The sequence below is a fragment of the Pseudomonas sp. EA_65y_Pfl1_P113 genome (assembly GCF_963970525.1).
Classification (GTDB): Bacteria; Pseudomonadota; Gammaproteobacteria; order Pseudomonadales; family Pseudomonadaceae; genus Aquipseudomonas; species Aquipseudomonas tritici.
The window spans coordinates 54,465-75,376 of record NZ_CAXAQM010000019.1 but is presented as its reverse complement, the minus strand read 5'-3'; the positions used below and the strand labels follow the sequence as shown (position 1 = coordinate 75,376).

At 60.9% G+C, this 20,912-nt stretch carries 14 protein-coding genes; 6 read left to right on the top strand and 8 right to left on the bottom strand.

Going from position 1 to position 20,912, the window contains the following annotated elements; genetic code table 11:
* Window positions 1-120: 120 nt before the first annotated feature.
* On the top strand, window positions 121-2,181 hold the full coding sequence (locus AACY52_RS18115) for a dermonecrotic toxin domain-containing protein (RefSeq protein WP_339560662.1): 2,061 nt from the start codon (window positions 121-123) through the stop codon (window positions 2,179-2,181).
* A 2-nt stretch (window positions 2,182-2,183) separates the two neighbouring features.
* Window positions 2,184-4,982: an NEL-type E3 ubiquitin ligase domain-containing protein gene (locus AACY52_RS18110; protein ID WP_339560661.1), complete on the top strand. Its 2,799-nt coding sequence runs from the start codon at window positions 2,184-2,186 to the stop codon at window positions 4,980-4,982.
* Window positions 4,983-5,048: 66 nt separating this feature from the next.
* On the opposite strand, the gene AACY52_RS18105 is transcribed toward AACY52_RS18110, so the two are convergent.
* From AACY52_RS18105 to AACY52_RS18085, 5 genes are all read right to left on the bottom strand, one after another.
* Window positions 5,049-6,260, bottom strand: a complete 1,212-nt coding sequence (locus AACY52_RS18105) for a hypothetical protein (protein ID WP_339455545.1) — start codon at window positions 6,258-6,260, stop codon at window positions 5,049-5,051.
* 18 nt (window positions 6,261-6,278) lie between these two features.
* Window positions 6,279-6,761 (bottom strand): CS1 type fimbrial major subunit, encoded by a 483-nt coding sequence (locus AACY52_RS18100; protein WP_339417792.1) that lies wholly within the window; start codon window positions 6,759-6,761, stop codon window positions 6,279-6,281.
* Window positions 6,762-6,765: 4 nt separating this feature from the next.
* Entirely contained in the window at window positions 6,766-7,506 is a 741-nt protein-coding gene (locus AACY52_RS18095; protein ID WP_339417790.1) for a molecular chaperone, read from the bottom strand.
* 72 nt (window positions 7,507-7,578) lie between these two features.
* Complete coding sequence (locus AACY52_RS18090; RefSeq protein ID WP_339560660.1) at window positions 7,579-10,101, bottom strand: CS1-pili formation C-terminal domain-containing protein; 2,523 nt, start codon at window positions 10,099-10,101, stop codon at window positions 7,579-7,581.
* Window positions 10,102-10,230: 129 nt separating this feature from the next.
* Window positions 10,231-10,719 (bottom strand): CS1 type fimbrial major subunit, encoded by a 489-nt coding sequence (locus tag AACY52_RS18085; protein WP_339560659.1) that lies wholly within the window; start codon window positions 10,717-10,719, stop codon window positions 10,231-10,233.
* Between the two features lie 487 nt (window positions 10,720-11,206).
* Here AACY52_RS18085 and AACY52_RS18080 point away from each other — a divergent pair, with 487 nt between their 5' ends.
* Both AACY52_RS18080 and AACY52_RS18075 read left to right on the top strand, forming a co-directional pair.
* Complete coding sequence (locus AACY52_RS18080) at window positions 11,207-11,728, top strand: PadR family transcriptional regulator (RefSeq protein WP_049709805.1); 522 nt, start codon at window positions 11,207-11,209, stop codon at window positions 11,726-11,728.
* Window positions 11,725-12,492, top strand: a complete 768-nt coding sequence (locus AACY52_RS18075) for a siderophore-interacting protein (RefSeq protein WP_339560658.1) — start codon at window positions 11,725-11,727, stop codon at window positions 12,490-12,492. Before AACY52_RS18080 ends, AACY52_RS18075 begins: the two co-directional genes overlap by 4 nt.
* Before the next feature lie 107 nt (window positions 12,493-12,599).
* On the opposite strand, the gene AACY52_RS18070 is transcribed toward AACY52_RS18075, so the two are convergent.
* Both AACY52_RS18070 and AACY52_RS18065 read right to left on the bottom strand, forming a co-directional pair.
* Window positions 12,600-13,223, bottom strand: a complete 624-nt coding sequence (locus AACY52_RS18070; protein ID WP_339417785.1) for a Pr6Pr family membrane protein — start codon at window positions 13,221-13,223, stop codon at window positions 12,600-12,602.
* Window positions 13,224-13,227: 4 nt separating this feature from the next.
* On the bottom strand, window positions 13,228-13,461 hold the full coding sequence (locus AACY52_RS18065) for a VF530 family DNA-binding protein (protein ID WP_012722427.1): 234 nt from the start codon (window positions 13,459-13,461) through the stop codon (window positions 13,228-13,230).
* Between the two features lie 149 nt (window positions 13,462-13,610).
* On the opposite strand from AACY52_RS18065, the gene AACY52_RS18060 reads away from it, so the two are divergent.
* Together AACY52_RS18060 and AACY52_RS18055 are read left to right on the top strand one after the other, a co-directional pair.
* Window positions 13,611-15,629 carry a TonB-dependent receptor gene (locus tag AACY52_RS18060; protein ID WP_339560657.1) on the top strand — a complete coding sequence of 673 codons (2,019 nt, stop codon included), beginning with the start codon at window positions 13,611-13,613 and terminating at the stop codon, window positions 15,627-15,629.
* Window positions 15,630-16,043: 414 nt separating this feature from the next.
* Complete coding sequence (locus AACY52_RS18055) at window positions 16,044-18,455, top strand: glucose/quinate/shikimate family membrane-bound PQQ-dependent dehydrogenase (RefSeq protein WP_339417782.1); 2,412 nt, start codon at window positions 16,044-16,046, stop codon at window positions 18,453-18,455.
* A 90-nt stretch (window positions 18,456-18,545) separates the two neighbouring features.
* On the opposite strand, the gene AACY52_RS18050 is transcribed toward AACY52_RS18055, so the two are convergent.
* Window positions 18,546-20,882 (bottom strand): EAL domain-containing protein, encoded by a 2,337-nt coding sequence (locus AACY52_RS18050; protein ID WP_339560656.1) that lies wholly within the window; start codon window positions 20,880-20,882, stop codon window positions 18,546-18,548.
* Window positions 20,883-20,912: the final 30 nt, after the last annotated feature.

Sequence of the window (20,912 nt, the reverse complement as noted above, 5' to 3'; positions counted from 1 at the left end):
CGGGCTGCCCGTATGCCGCCGTCTGTGAAGCCCAGGGCGAAACGCGCTAACTATGTAACCCCAAGGCCCGCACCGGGTCCTTAGGCTGATGACCTTGAATAGCACTCGAGGTCATCCGCCATGCCTGTCACACCTGACGCTGTGATCACACTCAACCTTCCCGACTGGCTGCGCAGCACCGCCTGGCCGCGCGCCCAGCGTCTGCAAGGCGCGTCGATGGCGGCACTGACGACCTTCCATCGGCTGGCCGGCACGCCTCAAGCACCGCTCAAACGTGCCAACGCGCACGCCTGGCGTGCGCAGAACAGCGTCGATAAACGTCTGGACGCAGTGCTCGACCTGCACGCCTTCGCCGAACCCTTGCTCACCCATGCACTGAAGCAACGCTACGCGCTGCACCTCGACGTCAAGGCCATCTACCTGTTCTTGCACAGCGAAAAAGGCACCTGGCTCAAGGGCACGACCAGCCGCAGCGTGTCCCTGCTGGACGCCGCGCTGCACAACTTCGCCAGGAGCGAGGTGTTCAGTACCGATTCCAGCTACATCACCCGGCCTGATGCGCGCGGGCACTTCATGATCACGCCGATGAAAGACCGCATGAGCATCGCGCAGTTCGTGACGCTGTGCCGCGAGCTGGACCTGGGCGCGCAGTACCAGCGGCATCTGCAGCGTTACCTGCAGCCGCCTGCAAAGGCAGACAAGGACGCCTTGCAAACTGAGGTCATCGCCAGCCAGAAAGCCGCCTTGAACGCGGCGGCGCACCTGGCGCTGCATACCGGTGAGCTCGACGCGGCGACCTTTCACCTGGTGCAGCGCGCCGTAGCCGGCGAGCGCGGCGTGATGCAGTTTTATCAACTGCGCATACAGGACACGCAACTGACCGGCATCCTGCTGATTGCGCCTGATCTGCTTGCAGCCACGACCCTCGTCCCCATCGTGATGTACATCCCCCACGAGCTGAAAACCCCGATAAAGCAGTACGTCAGCACCGTCGCGCTGATGGATGACTTGCAAGCGAGGCTGAAGGATACGGGCTACCCAGCGTTCTTCAGCCAGTTCGTCGATCAGCAGCAGCGCGGGCGTTTTTTCAGTGCGCTGCAACAGCGCCCGCGTTTTGAGGCAACCCTCATCAATGGCGATTTGTGGCAGCACCGCTACCAATCGATGTTGAATAAAATACTCAACGACGGCCGCGAACTGGCGGTGGCTACCGCCTACGCCGACAGCCGTGCTCGTTGGAGTTGGTGGGACAATTTCAGTCAATTGCTCGAAGAAGTATTCAATGCGGCGCTGCTGGTGATCACGCCGTTCGTGCCGTTGCTGGGCGAGCTGACACTGGCCTATACCGCCTATCAATTGCTCGATGAAGTGGTCGAAGGTGTGGTGGACCTCACCGAGGGCCAGGCCCGCGAAGCCGCCGGCCATCTGATCGGCGTGGTCAGCCAGGTGGTGCAACTGGGTGCCTTTGGCGTGGCCGGACACTTTGCACAGTCGGCCTTCGTCAATCAGCTCAAGCCGATCAGCTTCAACGGCAAAACGCAGTTGTGGAACCCTGATCCAAAGCCCTACGCGCAACCGCGACTGGACCTGCCCGCCGACTTGACGCCGGATGAGCGCGGCCTACTCCAGCACAATGACCGCAGCTTGTTGCCGGTGGATGGCCAACACTATGCCGTCGCCCTGGATGCGCCTGAGGCCACCTACCGGGTCCAGCACGCCAGCCGCCCGGACGCCTATGCGCCGCCCCTGCAGTACCTCGACCAGCCGCAAGCCTGGAGTGAACAACAACTGTGGCGCCAACTGGGGCCGTTCAGCGACGAGCAACAGGCGCACATCCGCAGCATCAGCGGTGTCGACCATGGCGTATTGCGCGCCGTGCAATCAGAGCACCTGCGCGCACCGTTGTTGGACGACACCGTCAAACGCGTGCGCCTGAGCCAGGACACCCGCGACATGGTGCAGCGCTTGCGTGAGGGCAAACCGGTGGACCAGGACACTTACTGGAGCCCGCACCTGGCCCGTGAGCTGCAGGGTTGGCCGGCCGATGTGGCGATCGACGTGTATGAAAACGCAGACCTCAGCGGCGCTTTTGCTTACGCTTCGGTGAGCCGGACGCCGGCGAGGTACTTGCCATCAGCCAGGAGGCCCTTAACCAAGGCACGTTGCCGGAGCGCCTGCTAGACGTGCTCGACGACACACAACTGAGCGCGCTGCTCGGCGAGTTGCCGGACCAGCGCCCGGCGCGCATCCAGGCACTGCGTGAGCGCCTCGCCGACAACCTCGAGCGCCGTCATGGTGCGGTGTTCGACTACCTGTATCGCAACAGCGAAGAGCTGCACGATGAAACCGCGTTGCGGGTGCGTCAAGCCATGCCGGACCTGCCCAAAAGCCTGTTGCAAAGTGTGCTCGACCACGCCCGCCCGGCGGAGTTGAGGCGCCTGCGCGAAGAACAACGCCTGCCTCTGCGCTTGAAAAATCTCGCCCGCGAATGGCAGTGGCAGGCACGCGCCGCCCATGCCTTTCAGGGCTTGCACGAACCCGAACTGTTCGGCGCCGATGCCGAACAGATGAGCCTCAATACCCTGCGCGTCAACAGCGATGCGCTGGGTGATTGTCGAATCGAAGTGCGCCAGCAACACCTGCAGGGCACTCTGCGCGCGAGTGCCGGGCCGCAGGGTGCACGCCGCACGCGGGTGCTGGTCGCGCACGATGGCGGTTATCAGCTGTACGACGAGCGTCAGCACGCGTTGCAACACATGGATGATTTTTTTGACGCGCTGCTACTGGCGTTGCCCGTCGACACAAGCGCCGCCCTGAAGCTCAATGAGGGGACGACGCTCAAGCGCTGGCTGATGGACCGCATTCAAACGCCGCAGCAACGGCGCAGCCTGTTTGAACCGGCCGGTAAGCCCGCGAACGCGCCCAGGGATGCGCTGGTGCTGACGCAAAAACCGATGCACCGGATGGGTCAATGGATGTGCGAGCTGTTTCCCACGTCGTTGAGGGATCGGGTCAAGGCGCTCTACCCTTTTGCGCCGCAGATCGTGATCGAGACTTATCTGCTGGGCCTCGATGACTCGGTGCAACGCGATCTTTTCGAGGCGCGAGCGCTGGAAAAATCCCGCCTGGAGGAAGACCTGAATAATTGGCTGGACGCCGCGCCGGCGCTGGAACACCCGCACATGGGCCGCATAAAGCAAGAATTGGCCACGGCGCTGCTGCGCACCTGGGAACAGAACATTGACCCCGACCCGGACGGTTTCGGCTTGACCCTCAATGGGGTTGAGCTGTCAGGGCTGCTGAGCGACCTGCGCCTGCGTACCCGCTTTGAACATATCTTGCAGCTGGATTTGATCGACGCCGAACTGACCGACAGCGATACGCACTTTCTCAGCGTGTTTCCACGGCTGCACAACCTGGACCTTTCCGGCAATGGATTGACGCGCTTGCCTGATGCGCTGACCGGAATGCGCAGCCTGACAACCCTGAACCTGGATCGCACGCCGATTCAGTGGGAGGCGCACGGTCTGGCCAAGCTCAGCGGCATGCGGCGTCTGCGGCGCTTGTCCCTGGCGGACAACCGCAACCTGACTGTAGCGCCAAACCTTTCCCAACTGCCTGACCTGCGCTGGCTGTGCCTGCGCAACACGGCGATCAGCGAATGGCCGCAAGGGCTGTTTCCAAGGCGGAGCCCGGCGCATTTTTTTCTCGATATACAACACACGGCGATTATCGACGTGCCGGCATTTCTGCCCTGGCAGCCCGAGGCCGAACTGGTGGCGCGGGTGCGCCTGGATCGCAACCACCTGACCACTGACGCCGAGAAACGACTGGTGAGCTACCGGATCGAGGCAGGGCTGGACCCGTTCCGCCTCTATCCGCCGAAAGGCGACGCGGCTTATTGGCTTGAACTCGAAACGCCTGAACACAGCCCCTGGCTGCGGCAACTGTGGCAGGAACTTGAAGAGGAACACGGCTCGCAGGGGTTCTTTGAGGTGATCAAGAGCCTTGAACCGTCGGCGTATTTCGAGGACCCCAACGATGAAGCGATGTTTGCACAGGGTCGCCGCGAACTGACCGCAAAGGTCTGGCGCATGCTGTTGGCGATGCAAGGCGATGAGGCGCTGCGCTTGCGACTGTTTCTCATGGCCAGCAACCCGTTGACCTGCGCCGATGCCGGCGCACATGTGTTCAATGCCATGGGCTACGAGGTGCTGCTCGTCGAGATCAACCGTGATCTGCTCGGCCTCGATCGGGACTTGAAACTGTCCCACCTGGCCAGGGATAAAACACGCCTGGATCGCCTGAACAAAGTGGCGCAAGCCGCTATCCGCTTGCGCATCACTGCGCCCGAGGAAGGCGGACACGGGTTGCGCTTTACCACTGACGTTATCGACGGTGTGCCGGGAACGGTGGATGAGGTGGAGGTTTACCTGGCCTACCACACCGGGCTCAAACGACGCCTCGACTTGCCCTGGATCGCCGAGCACATGACCTACCGCATGACAGCGCAGGTGGATGAACCCAGCCTTGAAACGGCGTACAACCAGGTGATCGCTCAAGAGGCCGGGGACGGACTGGCGGCGGGCATGCTCGATCAGCCGTTCTGGGTTGAGTATTTGCATGCCCGGCATGCCGAGCAATTCGCCGCTAGCCTGGACCGCGGCTATGAGTTGATCGGCCCGCTGGACGAACTGCGAGACGCGCAAGATCAATGGGCTAAAGGCCAATCGCGGCCCCCTGAAGAGCAACCCACGCTCAAGCAACACCTGCTGACGTTGGCGGATGCGCTGAACGTGCCCCACGACGTCGTCCTCACGGGCAAGCCAATGACCACCGAAACGTACGAACGTCTGCTCGCAGGCGGCTTCACGGATGACCAAATCAGTGAAACCGCCCTTGCCCACCAACTGACCCGCAACGCCTTACATCGCCTGAACGACTACGAAAGCGGCCGGGGCACGCCACAGCAAGCGCACTAACTATTGAGCGCCGTGGCGAGCGGGCGCGCCCGCGTGACACAACAGGCCCGCTCGCCACGGGAAACGCTAGGCCTGCGAATCCCACACCACGGTGACTACGCCGCTGTAGGTACTCCCGGCCTGTTCAAGCATTTCGGCCACGGCGTCGGCCTTGACTTCAAAGTGCAAAGTGCTGGGTTTGCGGTTGATGTAGTTTATCGGCTGGAACAGTTCGGTACCGCTGCCGTCCAGGCGCAGGGGCAAGCGGTTGACCGGGCGCCCGGCAGCGTCGACAAGGCCATGCGGCAAACTGACGGCGACGTCCAGCGGTACCTGATGACCGGCAGCGTTACGCAGGCTGCAGCTGTTGCCCATGGGTTCCGGGCATTCCAGGGTCATCTTGAATTGCGAGCTGGCCCACAGGTTGACGGTCTGGTCGCGGAACAGCCGGCTGGGCCTACGGCCGTTCTGCAGCCAGGCTTGCCAGCCGCCCTGGGGTTCAAGCTGGATGCGGTTGCCACCAGGGGGGACTTCGGCTTTGAGGTGGTGATCCACATCCAGGGTGAAGTTGAAGGTCAGCACGTTGTCGGTGGGGATCATGATGTCGCCGAAGTCAAAATCCGCACCGGGCCCGATGGTGTAGGTCGTGCTGCCAACGTATTGGCCGGCATCCATTTGCAAGGGGTTGGGGGTTTTCAATTCGTACGAATACTCGAACGTTTCGTAAAACAGGGTTGAAATGTCCTTGGCCGCAGGCACAGCGCACGCTCCGATGCCAACGGGTGTGATCCACGACCACAACAAAAAGAGATCGTTGCCAATCGCGTAGTCCGTGGACACGCAAGGACTTCGGGCGATTTTCCATCCAAGAGTGCCATAAAGCCAAAGCCACCGGTCAGCAACGGGCAACACGTACTTACCCCCAATGCCAGCAATTCTGACCTGCAGCGTTTCGGTTTTTGCTGTCACCGTATTGGTCACCTGCAGGTCACGCCATTCGGTGGGCACCTTGAACATCGCGCCTTTGCGCGGGTCTGTGTGATTGCCGAGGATTGGGCCACTGGAGTTGAACTGAATCGCCGTGGTCCGAATACTGAAGATACCTAATTGCTTGCAACGCTCTGGCATATGCCAAGGACAAATGCCACTTTCCGGCGTGGTGTTTTTAAACCGATTGATCATCGGATTAGACGGGTCAGGGCGAAACTCAGCCGTCATTTCCTGCACGAGCGCCTGGGCATGCGCCGTCCACAAAAAAAATGCGAGCATCGCAATCCAGCGCCCACTCAATACATTCATCAATAAATCTCCAGTCGATCAGGGCGCAATTGCATCGAACACCATGTGCACGGTGCCGTAGTAATGGCCGGGCCGGTAATCGTCGTCCGGTTTGATGGCGGCGATTTCCAGGCTCACGCGTGTGCCGGGCCGCGCTTGGGCTGTGGACACCACCTCGGTCTGGTTCAACCCCAATTCCACCTCATTGAAGGTCACGCGCAGGTCAACGCGCTCGGTGCCGTTGGACAGGTACGCCTCCTGGTCCAGCCGCGCACCAATGGCCCCAGCGATATTTTTCACATCGAACGGCGCGCGCAAGGTGGCCAACTGGGAACTCACCGGGTTGTAGACCAGTTTCTGGTCGCGCTGCACCAGTTGCGGGTCGACCGGCAGCACATAAAAGTCGGCCGTCGGAATGGTCACAGACACTTCAAACGTCTCGCGCTCAACGGCGGCGTGAATCCGCGACCCCGTCATCCCAAGGACGATGACTAACATGGCCAGGGCCAGGAGCTTGTACATAGGTTTACCCCTTGACCTCGATTTTTCTGGTCTCGTCGCCTTCGATCAGGCTAAAGCGGTATTCGCGACCCGGTTGCTTGTCGAAGCCATACGAACGCCCGGCACGGATGTGGTGACGCAGGGTCGGCCGGCACTCTTGCGGGGACTCGGCCGAGCAGTCCTTGAACTCGTCGATCACCACCACACTGTTGCCGTTGTTGCTTAGGGTGTATCGCGTGGCGTTGTCCTGGATCGCCGTGTCGAACCGGGTGACCTTGGGCCGTACGAAAAACACCGTGCCGTAGCCGGCCAAAACCCTGACACCCGCCGCGAGGCTTTGCTGATACTCGTCGCGCTCTTCATCGGTAACGGCAAAGTCATCGTCGGACTGCGGCACCACCGGCACGAAGCGCACGCGGAAATAGCGCTCCTTGTCGCGGTTGCCCATGAACAGCAAGCGCGTGCCCTGTGTGCCGTTGGCCGGCACGATCAAGCGCGCAGGGCTCGCCATCAAGCCTTCGCGCGCAACGGCGCCCACCTGGTTTTGCAGCGGCACTTCGCGGTAGCTGCCGTCGTCGTTATAGATCATCTCAAGGATATTGACCTTGACGAACGCGGTGGATGTACCGCCGTTAAACACACGTTTCATGTAGGTACTTCTATCGCCGTCGAGGTAGTCGTACACCACCCCCACATTGATCTGCGGGCCGGCCAGGGCCGCAAGGGAAAACAGCGATAAGGCGTATAGCATCAACACACGTTTCATTTACTCAACCTCAGGTTTATCGCGAGAAGACGGTTGTCTAGGACCGTTTCAGGCCGTTGCATAAAAAGGTGATCAGCCCGCAGCTCGGTCAGTCAGGGCGATATCAGCCAACGTATCCGGCGTGCACCGCAAATCCCCGATCATCAGCACATCGCTTTCCTGACGCGCCTTGCTCGGGTCGAGCCTGAACTGGCACCGCAACTGGTTGGCGTAGCGCACTTCCAGGGTCGGCGCGCCGGCGTTCATTTCCATTGAGAAGAAGCCGTCCACTTCGCTGACCGCGCGGCTGGCGTGGTTGATCACGTGGTGGCCCTTGAGGGGGGAGCCCTGCCCGTCGACCAGGCGGCCCAACACCGTGACGGTGCGCATCACGCTGATCTTGCGGTACTCCACGCCGCCTTTGTTCAGGTGGTATTGGGTACGCGCCGGCTGGATATTGGCGGCCGGTGGATGGTTGCCGTCAAAGTCGAACGCGAGGGTGCTGCTCTTGTAAGCGCTGATCGGCACAAAGTTGCGCCCTGGCCGCAGGCGTGAACTGCCGCCGGTCAAGTCATCGGCGCGCAGGGTGATGTCTTCGAGGTCGGTTTCCACGTCGACGATCATGCCTGCGCCACCGCGTTGCTGTTGGCTGCTGAGCACGGCTTTGCTGCCGCCCACCGCGACCGTGCTGCTGAGGTTCAAGCCACCTGACAGGCGCCCGTTGAACGACGAGCGCTGCACGTAGGTGTCGCCATAGAGTTCGTCGCTCTGGAAGCTGGCGCGCCCCGACAAACCCACGCCATAGGTGTCGGCAATCGCGGTGCCGGAGACGCTTTGCAGCAGGTGATCGTCAAGGGTCTTGGTGTAGGTCAGCGAGCCGTTATTGTCGCGACCACCGTCACGCGCGGTACGCGAGCCGATGCTGGCGGACCACTGCTCGCCCGGCGAACCCAAGGCCACGCTGACGCTGAGGTCGACGCCGCGGTTGCGGTTGTCACCGGTGGCTGAGGTGGCGGGCCGGTCGAACAGCGACAAACGCCAGTTGGCATCGCTGCCCAGGAACGTGCCGCGTTGGGTCCAGCCCACGTCCACGCCCGTGCCTTCGATGTTGCCCTGGCTGTAGGACAGCCGCGAGTTGATCGAACTTTTGTTGCTGAGGCGATGGTTCAGGGACAGCGACGAGTTGCTGGTCTGGCCGATAAACACGTTGCGCTGTCGGATGCGCGTGCCGTCCGGCAGCAGCTCGTAGGTGCGCGTGGTGTCGAGCCAACTGCGGTTGTGGCTGAACACCACGCTGCCCTGGCCATAGCTGTAGAGGGTTTGCAGGTCGACGCCGGTGCCGTGGTCCTGGGTCTGGTAGACGTTGGCATACAGGCTGAGGCTGTTGGCGAGCGTCCAGTCGATGGACGTGCCGTACTGCATTTTTTCCCGCACCTTGCGCGTCGACAGGCCGAGAATCACCCGAGGATGCGCGAGGTAGTTAATCCCGGCGCCATAGGTCATGAAGCGACTCGACTGCTCGTCCCAGTTGCTCAGCAGTTTGGTTTCCTGGCCGATGAAGGTGTTGTAGCGCCAGCGTTCATCAGCGTTGCGCCAGTTGTTGGGCTTGTAGATCAACTCCTGGGTGGTGGCGGTGGTGAAACCGTCTTCGATCAGGCGCACCTCCACCTCGTAGATACCACCCGGCAAGGGCCGGGTGTCGAGGGTCTGCAAGCCGGCAGCGACGGGCTGGGTGTTGATCAACAGGCCGGCGCGGTAGATTTCCACCGATGCCTGGCGGCTGGCGGTGACGTACACCGGGTAGACGCTGGGCTTGGGGTTGTTGATGAGCAGGCTGTCGGAGCTGCCGTACATCACACCCACGGCGGTGTCGGGGTTGGCGCCGAATGAGCGAATCTGCCGCGTGAGCCCGTTGGAGCCAGGGGTGAAGTAGCCCAGGCGGACGAAATTGCCTTCCAGTTCGCGCTGGGTGTAAAGCTCGTGCATGGCGTGGTAGAGCGTGGTGTCCACCCCACCGACGCGGGACAACTGCAGGTTCATCGCCTGGCTCCAGTTGCCAATGCTGGAACTGGCCTCAAGGCCATAGCGGCCGCCGACTGACTCGTCCTGGCCACCGGTGAGGTTGAATTGGTTATTGAAAATCATGCCCAGGCTGCCGGCTGCCGGCTGATCGTAAAACTGCTTCACCTGCGCGTTGCGCTCGACGTTTTCCGTGAGGATCGAGACCAGCGAGTTTTCCAGGCTGTAGTGCACCGCCAACAATTGCGACGGGCAACTTTGTTCGCAGCCGCCCAAGGGCATGCCGTCTTTAAGGCGTTGCTCCCAAGTGGCACTGACAGCGGCAGACAGTTGACTGTCGCCCCGGTCAGTAAACTCAAGTAAGGTAATACGGTCATCGCGGCCCAATACAATCATGGCTTCGCCGAGAAACTGTTGATCGAGTTCTACGCGCACCGCCAGTGGCACATCGAAAAAGTGTTGCTCAAACTCTTCAGGCAGTCCCTTGGACTGTGATAACAAGCTACCCGGTGTTGTACCGGGAACTGTCGGTGCAGCCAGGGCATTGGCGCACGGCAATAACGCGAGCGCGCCCATCAGTGGCGTCATCGGAAACATGGACGGAATACTCGTCAGTACGGACAGTCGAAACTGTTAAACCAGGCCGGCGTTCGGGAAGGAAGCTGCCGGCCTGTCTATTCAAACCCCCGCAATCATCGCGTTCACGGGGTGAACCACAGGCTCACATCAACGCGGTACGGCGTCGAAGATCACGGTGTAGTTGGAAGTGTAGAGGCCGTTCTGAGTGTCCAGCGGTTTGGCCGGAGTGACGACCAGATCAGCTTGGGTGCCTGGGGTGGATTGAGGATCATCAACCACTTCCTGTGGGGTGGCCGTCAGGGTGACGCCGTTGAAGGTGTTGGTCAGCGCGATGTTGTCCGAGCCGTTGTATAACGCAGCCGCGGTCGGGCCGCCTTCGATGTAGGCGTGAACCGAACCGTCGGTGTTCTTGACATCGAAAGTTGCCCGCAGGGAACTCAGTTCACCGCTGACAGGGTTGTAGTTCATGCTTTCATCCTTACCAAAGTTAGGGTCACGCGGCTGAGCGTGAAACTGCTTGGTAGGGATATTGGCCGTGATGTTGATGGACGAACGCGCATCGTCGACCGCAAAAGCCGTGGTGGCGGACATGGCGACGGCGACGAGAGGTGCCGCTACGGCGAATTTCTTGAACATGCTGAATACCTGTCATCTAAAAAAAGGGTTCTTAGAGGCGTTGGAAGCGTTTAATTTTCCAACTAATTGCATTGCAAGTCGGGGACTTGTTCAACGCCAGGCAAGTATCCACAGCAATAAATACTAAGTAAGCCGTCTGATTCGCTTAGTTGCGTAGCCGAGTTACACCATGACACATAGGAAAATCATGGCATTTTGCCAAAACTTTAAAATTACCCGTAAGAAACAGACTACACGTGAATAAATGATAATAATTTATTGCGGATCAGTTCCGTAAGACTAGTATTACAACAACTAAAAAACAACAGCCTTTACGCGTCCCCACCCACTTTCTATTTAGTCGAGTCGTCCTGCTATTACATGTTTCAAGTAGCGGTGAGCTGAAGAACGCTGGGACGCAGGTGTGGCTGACCGTCCGTCTGGAGCCCTTGCCACGACCATAAGATATATCTTACGTTATATCTAGACACACACAGAGGCTCCTACCATGCGAGACCATCCTCACCAACGTGACGGTTTTGACCCACGCGCCGGCCGCGGTCGTGGCCCTCGGGTATTTGCGCCCGGCGACTTGAAATTGCTGCTGCCGGCACTGATCGCCGAACAGCCGTGCCACGGTTATGACCTTATTCGCCAGATCGAAAGCCTGTTTGACGGCGCCTACACACCCAGCCCGGGTGTGATTTACCCGACCCTGACCTTTCTGGAAGAAAGCGATTTGATCCAGGGCGACGCCGATGGCGGAAAAAAGCGCTACACAATCACCGACGCCGGTCGTCTCTTCTTAAGCGAGCAAGCAGTTGCCCTGGACGGCGTGCGTATGCGCATCGACGTCAGCAAGCGTTCACTGCGTGGCCATGACCGCCCGCCGGAAATCCACGAGGCGGTGCACAACCTGCGTCATGCCTTGCATTCGCACCACGGGCGCTGGAGCCCGGAAGAAATCGTTCGTGTCGCGGCGCTGCTCAATCGCACCGCCCAAGCCATTGCCGACGGGAAAGACCAATGAATACGCAAGTCATCCACCGCGTTACCCACGACATCAAACGCCGTCGCCTGGACGTATTGCGGGTGGTCGATATCACCCCACGCATGCGCCGTGTCACCCTCGGCGGCCCTGAACTGGCGGGTTTTGTGAGCCTGGGCAGCGACGATCACATCAAGCTGCTGTTCCCGCAGAACGCCGCTGAACAGGCCGCGCTGGAAAGCCCGGGCTTCAGCATCAAGGGTGATGGCCCGCAACCGGCCATGCGCGACTACACGCCACGGCGTTTCGACCTGAGTATTGGCGAGCTGGATATCGACTTCGTGCTGCACGGCGATGGCCCTGCCTGCACCTGGGCCGAGCAGGTGCAGGTCGGCCAACACCTGTACATCGGCGGGCCACGAGGCTCGATGATCGTGCCGGATATTTTCGACAGCTACCTGTTGATCGGCGATGAAACCGCGCTGCCTGCCATTGCGCGACGCCTGGAAGAACTGCCGGCGGGCCGCAAGGTGTTGGCCGTGATTGAGATCGCCAATGCGGCGGAGCAGCAAGCACTGCAAAGTGCCGCCGATGTGCAGGTGAAATGGGTGGTGCGTGGCCAGGACGATCTGCTCGACACCGTACAGAACCTGACGCTGCCGAGCGGTTCACTGTACAGCTTCGTGGCGACCGAAACCAAGCTGTCGCGCCGAGTACGGCGAGTGCTGCTGGACACGCACAAGGTCAATGAGGAATACCTCAAGGCCGCAGGCTACTGGCGCGCCGAGGGCAGTGAAGACAATTAAACCTGACGCGGTCAAAATGTGTGCGGGCTTGCTCGCGAATACGCTGGATCAGTTACAGATACATCCATTGACACACAGCATTCGCGAGCAAGCCCGCTCCTACCGTTTTACCGTGCTCGCTTTAGAAACCTGTCCAGGCCCACCACTGCCGACGCAATCAACACAAACCCCGCCAAAATCCCCCCGGCATTCGCAAACACCTGTGGATAACCCAACGTGCTCACGTCAATGAACGGGTACTGATACTGCCCGAGCAAATCCCCACGCAGCAGCGCATAGCCAAAATACACCAGCGGGTAAATCACCCACGCCGCAATGTGCCTGACGTGCAAGCTGCCCTTGGGCACATACCGCCACCAGTAGACAAAAAACAGCACCGGCATCACGTCGTGCAGCAACTCGTCAGCGATAAACTGGAAACCTTCGGGCTGCCACAAGTGCCGCAGCAACAGGTTATAGGCCAGGCCCACCACCACGATGCTCACGGCGATGCCGCTGCTGACCTTGGGCCCGAGGAAAAACCGCTTCGCTGCGCAATCGCGATTCACCCACGCATAGCTCAACACCACCACCGCCAGGGTGTTGGTGAGCACGGTAAAGAAGCTGAAAAAGTTGATCAACCCGCCCATCAGGCTGGCGCCGGACGCCCAGCGCGAATAGAAAATCAGGTATTGCTGGATCGCCAGCCCCGCCCAACCGGCCAGCGCCACTGCTGCTACGAACCGCTTCATGGGTTCAATCCAGCGGGCGTTTGGTGCGCATCAGTTTCACGTACAACCCTTCGACTTTCTCCCGCGCCCAAGGCGTCTTGCGCAAGAAGGTGAGGCTCGACTTGATGCTCGGGTCACTCTTGAAGCAGCGGATATCAATACGCTCGGCAAGGCCTTCCCATTCGTAGTGTTCCACCAGGGTGGTGAGGACGTGCTGCAGGGTCACGCCGTGGAGTGGGTCGTTACTTGTCGCGGTCATGCCAGGCCTATGAAAAATGTGTTCACGAAGGCGCACACCTTATCACCCCACCTGCTCGTTATAAAAAGTTCCCGCCCCCAACCAAAATGAGATGTTATATTGTAACTATAAATATCAAATCTTTTCGTCGCTTTTCCAAGGAATGTCCGATGTCCCTCTCTTCTCTGTGGCGCTTGACCCCACTCGCCGCCGCCCTATTGATCTGCTCCGAAGCACACGCCCTGGAGCTGCAACCCCAAGTCATTACCGGCAACCCGCTGGGCAGCGAACAGCTTGCTTCGCCGACCACCGTGCTGGAGGGCGATGAGCTGACCCTGCAACAAAAAGGCAGCCTCGGTGAAACCCTGAACAAACAGCCGGGCGTGTCGTCTTCTTACTTCGGCCCGGGCGCGAGCCGGCCAATCATCCGTGGCCAGGATGGCGACCGTATCCGCGTCCTGCGCAATGGCGTGGGTGCGCTGGATGCCTCTTCGCTGTCCTACGACCACGCGGTGCCGCTGGACCCGGTTAACGTCGATCGCATTGAAATCGTGCGCGGCCCGGCGGCGTTGTTGTACGGCGGCAGCGCCATCGGCGGCGTGGTCAACACGTTCGACAACCGTATCCCCACCGAGGCCATCGAAGGCATCCACGGTGCCGGTGAATTGCGCTACGGCGGCGCCGACACTACGCGCAGCAGCGCTGGCAGGCTGGAAGCCGGTAACGGCGCCTTTGCCTTGCACCTGGACGCCAATGCGCGGGAATTCAATGACCTGAAAATCCCTGGCCAGGCGCGCAGCCGCCATGCCCCGGAAACCAATGATGCACCCGGCAAAAGCGGCCGCCTGGGCAACAGCGACGGCCGCCAGGACGGCGGCGCGGTGGGAGGGTCCTACACCTGGGATGACGGTTATGCCGGGCTGTCCTACAGCAACTACGACGCAAACTATGGCTCCCCGGCCGAGCAGGACGTACGTATCCGCATGCAGCAGGACCACTACGCGTTCGCGTCGGAGATCCGCAATCTGCAAGGCCCGTTTACCTCGGTAAAACTTGACGCGGGCTACACCGATTACGAACACCGTGAAATCGAAGGCGGCGAAACCGGCACGATCTTCAAGAACAAGGGGTATGAAGCGCGCGTCGAAGCCCGTCACCAGCCCATCGGCCCGTTCGACGGCGTGGTTGGCGCACAAGTGACCCGCAACGAGTTCTCGGCCCTCGGTGAAGAAGCCTTCGTGCCGCAGACCGACACCAACGCCGGCGCGCTGTTTATCCTCGAAGAAATGCAGGCCACCGAGCGCCTGAAACTCAGCCTCGGCGGGCGCCTGGAACACACCAGCGTCGACCCGGATGCCAAAGGCAACGCGCGCTTCGCCAGTGCAGACAAATCCAATGATTTCACCGCTGGTAGCCTGTCCTCCGGGGCGGTCTACACACTCACGCCAATCTGGTCCCTGGCCGCGACCCTGGGCTATACCGAACGCGCGCCGACCTTTTACGAGCTGTACGCCAACGGTGCCCATGTCGCCACCGGCACCTACGAGCTGGGCGATGCCGACCTGAAGAAAGAAAAAGCCGTGTCCAGCGACCTGGCCCTGCGCTTTGACAATGGCACCCACAAAGGCAGCTTTGGCGTGTTCTACAGCCGTTTCTCCAACTACATCGGCCTGCTGGGCAGCGGTCGCACACTGAACGATGAGGGTGAAGACGACGCGGGCGGTATTCCTGAGTACAAATACACCGGCGTGCGTGCACGGTTTGCCGGCTTCGAAGCCCAGGATCACTGGAAACTTGGCGAAAGTGCCTACGGTAAGTTCGCCCTGGAACTGTCGGGCGACTATACCCGCGCGACCAACCTGGATACCGGTGAAGCCTTGCCGCGTATTGCGCCGCTACGCTTGAACAGCGGCTTATTGTGGGAGCTGGACCGCTGGCAGGCACGCATCGATGTTGAACATGCCGCCGGACAAGGCCGCGTGCCGGATAACGAGAGTGGCACCGATGGCTATACGACCTTGGGGGCGAGCGCGGGCTATCGCTTCAATCTCGGTGGCAGCCAATGGCTGGCGTTTGTGAACGGTGAAAACCTGACAAACCAAACCGTGCGCTACGCCAGCTCGATCCTGCGGGATATCGCACCCGCGCCGGGCAGAAGCGTGCAGTTCGGCGTTCGCACCACCTTCTAATGAGTACACACACTATTTGTAATGAGCGGGCTTGCCCCGCGCGAGGCCAGCTCGCTCATTACAAATATCCCGCCCTACCCAATGGTTTTTCAGCGACATTTAGTCACTGTTACCCAATTTGAAATAATGCATCTTGCGATTTGCGCTTTCTCTCGACGCGCACTCCCTTTATCCTTGCCCGCAATAATCTGAAACGTTTCACCTCCCGGTCGAACCCATCTTGCCGATTCATACCGCCCATCAAGACAGCGCTGTCTTACACGGACCTGCGCGTGGGAATAAATCGCCCGCCTGTGGATAACCGTGCTTATTCCCAGAAAACTGAATTAACGCTGAACCAAGCCCGTGTCGAATCGTCATCTACAGTGAAGAAACACGGGATACATAATTCCAACGCAACGGAGAAACACAATTATGAGCACTGACGGTGCCTCAAGCCCAAGTCGCCTGCTGCCCAGGCTGCTAGGCGTCTTGCTGCTGATCATGGGCCTGGCCTTGCTGGCCGGTGGTATCAAGCTGACGATGCTCGGCGGGTCGTTGTATTACCTGCTGGCCGGTATCGGCATCGCCCTGACCGGCGTTCTGCTGCTGGCTACTCGCCGCGCCGCGCTGGGTCTGTACGCACTGGTGCTGTTCGCCAGTACCGTGTGGGCCCTGTGGGAAGTCGGCCTGGACTGGTGGCAATTGGTGCCACGCCTGGCGCTGCTGTTCGCGCTGGGTCTCGTCATGCTGCTCCCGTGGTTTCGCCGTCCGTTGCTGCGTGGCCAGCCTGCCCCGCTGGGCACTGGCGCGCTGAGCGTGGCGGTGGTGCTGGCCGGTGCTGCCGCCATTGCCAGCCAATTCACCAACCCCGGTGAAATCAAAGGCCAGCTGGACCGCGACGCGGTACCGGGCATGGCCAACGCTGCACCGGCCCAGGCCGATGGCGACTGGAACTCCTACGGCCGTTCGGCCTTTGGCGATCGCTACTCGCCGCTGGCGCAGATCACCCCGGAAAACGCCCACAAACTGGTGCCGGCGTGGACCTTCCGCACCGGTGACATCCCTGGCGCAGGCGACCCGGGTGAAACCACCGCAGAAAACACCCCGCTGAAAGTCAACGGCATGCTCTACGTGTGCACACCGCACAGCCAAGTGATTGCCCTGGACCCGGACACCGGCAAGGAAATCTGGCGCTTCGACCCGAAGATCACCACCCAGGGTGCTGAGAACTTCAAGGGTTGGGCGCACATGACCTGCCGTGGCGTGTCGTATCACGATGATGCCGTCTACGCTTCGTCGCAGAGCCCGACCGGCACCGCCAGCCCGGCTGCCGCGCCGAATGCCTGCCCGAAACGCATTTTCGTACCGACCGCCGACACCCGTCTGATCGCCCTGAACGCCGACACCGGCAAGATGTGCGAAGACTTCGGTGACAAAGGTCAGGTCGACCTGCGTGCCAATATCGGCAGCTTCGCCCCAGGCGGTTACTACTCCACGTCGCCACCGGCCGTGACCAAGAACCTGGTCGTGATCGGCGGTCACGTGACCGACAACGTTTCCATCGACGAGCCGAGCGGCGTGATCCGCGCGTTCGACGTGCACACCGGCAAGCTGGTGTGGAACTGGGACAGCGGCAACCCGGAAGACACCACCCCGTTGGCCGAAGGCAAGACCTACACCCGCAATTCGCCGAACATGTGGTCCATGTTCGCCGTGGATGAAAAGCTCGGCATGCTCTACCTGCCGATGGGCAACCAGATGCCCGACCAGTACGGCGGCGACCGTACCGACGAGTCCGAAAAATACGCTGCTGGCCTCACTGCGCTGGACATCGACACTGGCCACGTGAAGTGGACCTTCCAGTTCACTCACCACGACCTGTGGGACATGGACGTGGGCGGCCAGCCTTCGCTGATCGACATCAAGACCGAAGCCGGCGTGAAGCAGGCAGTGATGGCGTCGACCAAACAAGGCAGCATCTATGTACTGGACCGCGCTACCGGCCAACCGGTCGTGCCGATCCACGAAGTGGCGGTACCGCAAGGCGCAGTGGCGGGCGACCGCACCTCCCCTACCCAACCGAAGTCGGACCTGAACTTCATGCCACCGCCGCTCAAAGAGCGTGACATGTGGGGCGTGACGCCGTTCGACCAGATGCTGTGCCGCATCGACTTCAAATCCCTGCGCTACGACGGCCCGTTCACCCCGCCATCGCTGCAAGGTTCGATCGTTTATCCGGGTAACTTTGGCGTGTTCGACTGGGGTGGCATTTCCGTCGACCCCGTGCGTCAGATCGCCTTCGTGAACCCAAGCTACATGGCGTTCAAATCGAAGCTGATCCCGAAGGCCGACATCGCCAAGCAAGGCCCACGCGTCAGTGAAACCGAAGGCGTGCAGCCGAACAAAGGCGCGCCGTACGGTGTGATCCTCGAAGCCATGCTGTCGCCAATGGGCCTGCCGTGCCAGGCGCCAGCGTGGGGTTACGTGGCGGCGGTCGACCTGACCACCCACAAAACCATCTGGATGCACAAAAACGGCACCGTGCGCGACAGCTCGCCGGTTCCGATCCCACTGACCCTGGGCGTGCCTAGCCTGGGCGGCACATTCACCACCGCAGGTGGCGTGTCCTTCCTCAGCGGCACCCTCGACCAGTACCTGCGTGCCTATGACGTGAAAAACGGCAAGCAACTGTGGGAAGGTCGCCTGCCAGCAGGCGCGCAAACCACGCCGATGACCTACACCGGCAAGGACGGCAAGCAGTACGTGCTGGTCATGGCGGGCGGTCACGGTTCCCTGGGTACCAAACAGGGTGATTATGTGATGGCGTTTAAACTGCCGGATTAAGCGAAACTGGCGGTAAAAAAAGGCGGCTACCCTCACAGGTAGCCGCCTTTTTAATGTACGACGAAGATCAAAATGTGGGAGTACCGGTCTTTAGAGCGGCGCTCGCTCCCGACGCATCCACCTCTCAAACGCCATCGCATTCAACGGCCGGCTGATCAAATAGCCCTGGGCAGTGTCGCACTTCCACTGTTTGAGCAGCTTCAGGCTAGGCTCGAACTCGACCCCTTCGGCCACCACTTTGAGCCCCAGGTTGTGACTCATCTCGATGGTGGAGCGCACGATCACCGCGTCGCCGCTGGTACTGCTGAGGTTGCGCACAAATGACTGGTCAATCTTCAACTCTTGCACCGGAAGGCGCTGCAATTGCGCGAGGGACGAATAGCCGGTACCAAAGTCATCCACCGACAGGCTGATGCCGCAGCCGCGCAGTTGCTCCAGCACGCTGAGGGCCTGTTGCGGGTTGTGCATGATCGCGCTTTCGGTGATTTCGAAGATCAGTTGTTCGGCCGCCACGCGGTACTGCATCAGCAGGGCGGTAACGCGAATCGCCAGGTCATCATCGGCCAGGTCGTCCACTGAGATATTCACTGACAGCTGGATCAGCATGCCGCGTTGTGCCCACTCGGCGATCTGGCGGATGGCTTCCTCGATCACCCACAGGGTCAGGTTGCGAATACTGCCAGTGCGCTCGGCCAGGGGGATGAACTCGGCGGGAGACACCTGGCCCAACGTCGGGTGCTGCCAGCGCAACAAGGCTTCGGCCTGGCGCACATGGCCGTGCTTGAGATCGAGTTTGGGCTGGTAGCAAAGGAATAATTCCCCCTCAAGGGCCGCACGCCGCAAGTCGCGGATCAGGGTGATCTGGCGTTGGTGGGCCAGGTCGCGGTCCTGCTGGTAGACCTGCAGATGCCCCGGCAGGCTCGCGGCGTCATGCCGGGCGATCGCGGCGCGGCTGATCAACTCGTCCACCTGCTGGCCGTCGGCAGGGTAGGCGGCGATGCCGATGCTCACTTCGTGGCGCAGTTCGTCATTGCCGATGCGATGGGGCTCGGTGAGCAGTGCGTATAGGCGGTCGGCGCGGGCTACAGCGCGGTCGACTTCGGTATTTTCCAGCAACAGCAAGAACTCACTGCCGGTGATGCGCGCCGCCGTATCGCTGGCCAACAGGCTCATGGACAGGCAGCGGCTGGCCTCGCGCAGCATTTCTTCCACGCCCTGTGGGCCGAAATCTTCATTGATCACCCGATAATTTTCGATCCCCAGGTACAGCAACACCACTGGCCGCCCCGCGCTGATCGCACTGCCCAGGCGCTCCATGACCAAGGCGCGATTGGGCAGGCCGGTCAGCGGATCGTGCAGTGCGTTGTGCGCCAATTGCCGCTCGCGCACGGCGATGCCGCTTTGCATGGCGTTGAAGGCCCGGGCCAACAGGCCGAATTCATCATGGCTGCGCACCCGCACCGGCGTGCGGTAGTCACCGGCACCAATCCGTTCGGCCGCTTGCACCAGGGCATTGAGCGGGCGTGACACCCTGCGTGCCAAAAACAACGCACCGGCCAACGACACCAGCAGCACCGCCAGGGCGATCCCGAGGAACTGCCGATCCAGCGGCGCAAAGGATTCCAGCGCGTGGTCCAGCCGGCTTTGCAGCAGCACCCGCACTTCATCGCCATCGCCGGTGTTGTCCAGCGGCAACACTTGGCTGAGCACACGTAGGCCGTAGAACACATGGATTCTTGGCTCGGGGTCGACGGGCTCGTCACGTAACAGGCTGAGGATGGCGGCTTGGTGAGCATCCGGCTGAGTGCTGAACAACGGGCCGGGCGCGCCGTTCTGCACGCTGAGGAACGACACTTCCAGGTTGCTCATGGCGCGCAATTCATTGGCGAACAGTTTGTCCATGGGAAAGCCCATGACGATGCGCGCGATGGGCAGCGGGTCGAGCACTTCATCCTGCACCAGCAAATACGGCCGCCCATCCATGGCCACAATCAGCATCTGCAACCCCGTGCGCCGCGCACGGCGCAGGGCGTCGTCATAGGGGAATAACTCGCCGCGGGTCAATATCGGCAAGGTACTGACCATGACCTTGCCATCCAGGCCCAGTACGAACACTTCGCTGGAGCGAATGCCCGTGCCGTGGCGACGCAGCGCGGCGAGAATCGGTGCCGCCTTGCCTTCGGCCACGGCCTTTTTGAAGGGAATATCGACGGTCAGCCAGCCCAGCCCGTACTGCAGGCGATGCCCGCGCAGGTCGAGCAGGCGTTCAAACACCTGGCTGCCGGTTTGCAGTTGGACTTGCGCCTGGTTCTCCACGGCGCGGGTGGTGGCGGTCTTCACGGCGAAGTAAGTAGCGGCGACCACGACCAACAGCAACAGCGCGAGCACTCCGGCGATGCGGGTTTGGAACGTATGGCGCCACCTCATTGCAGTGCCCTCCGGCAGCGCTCGCCTCTC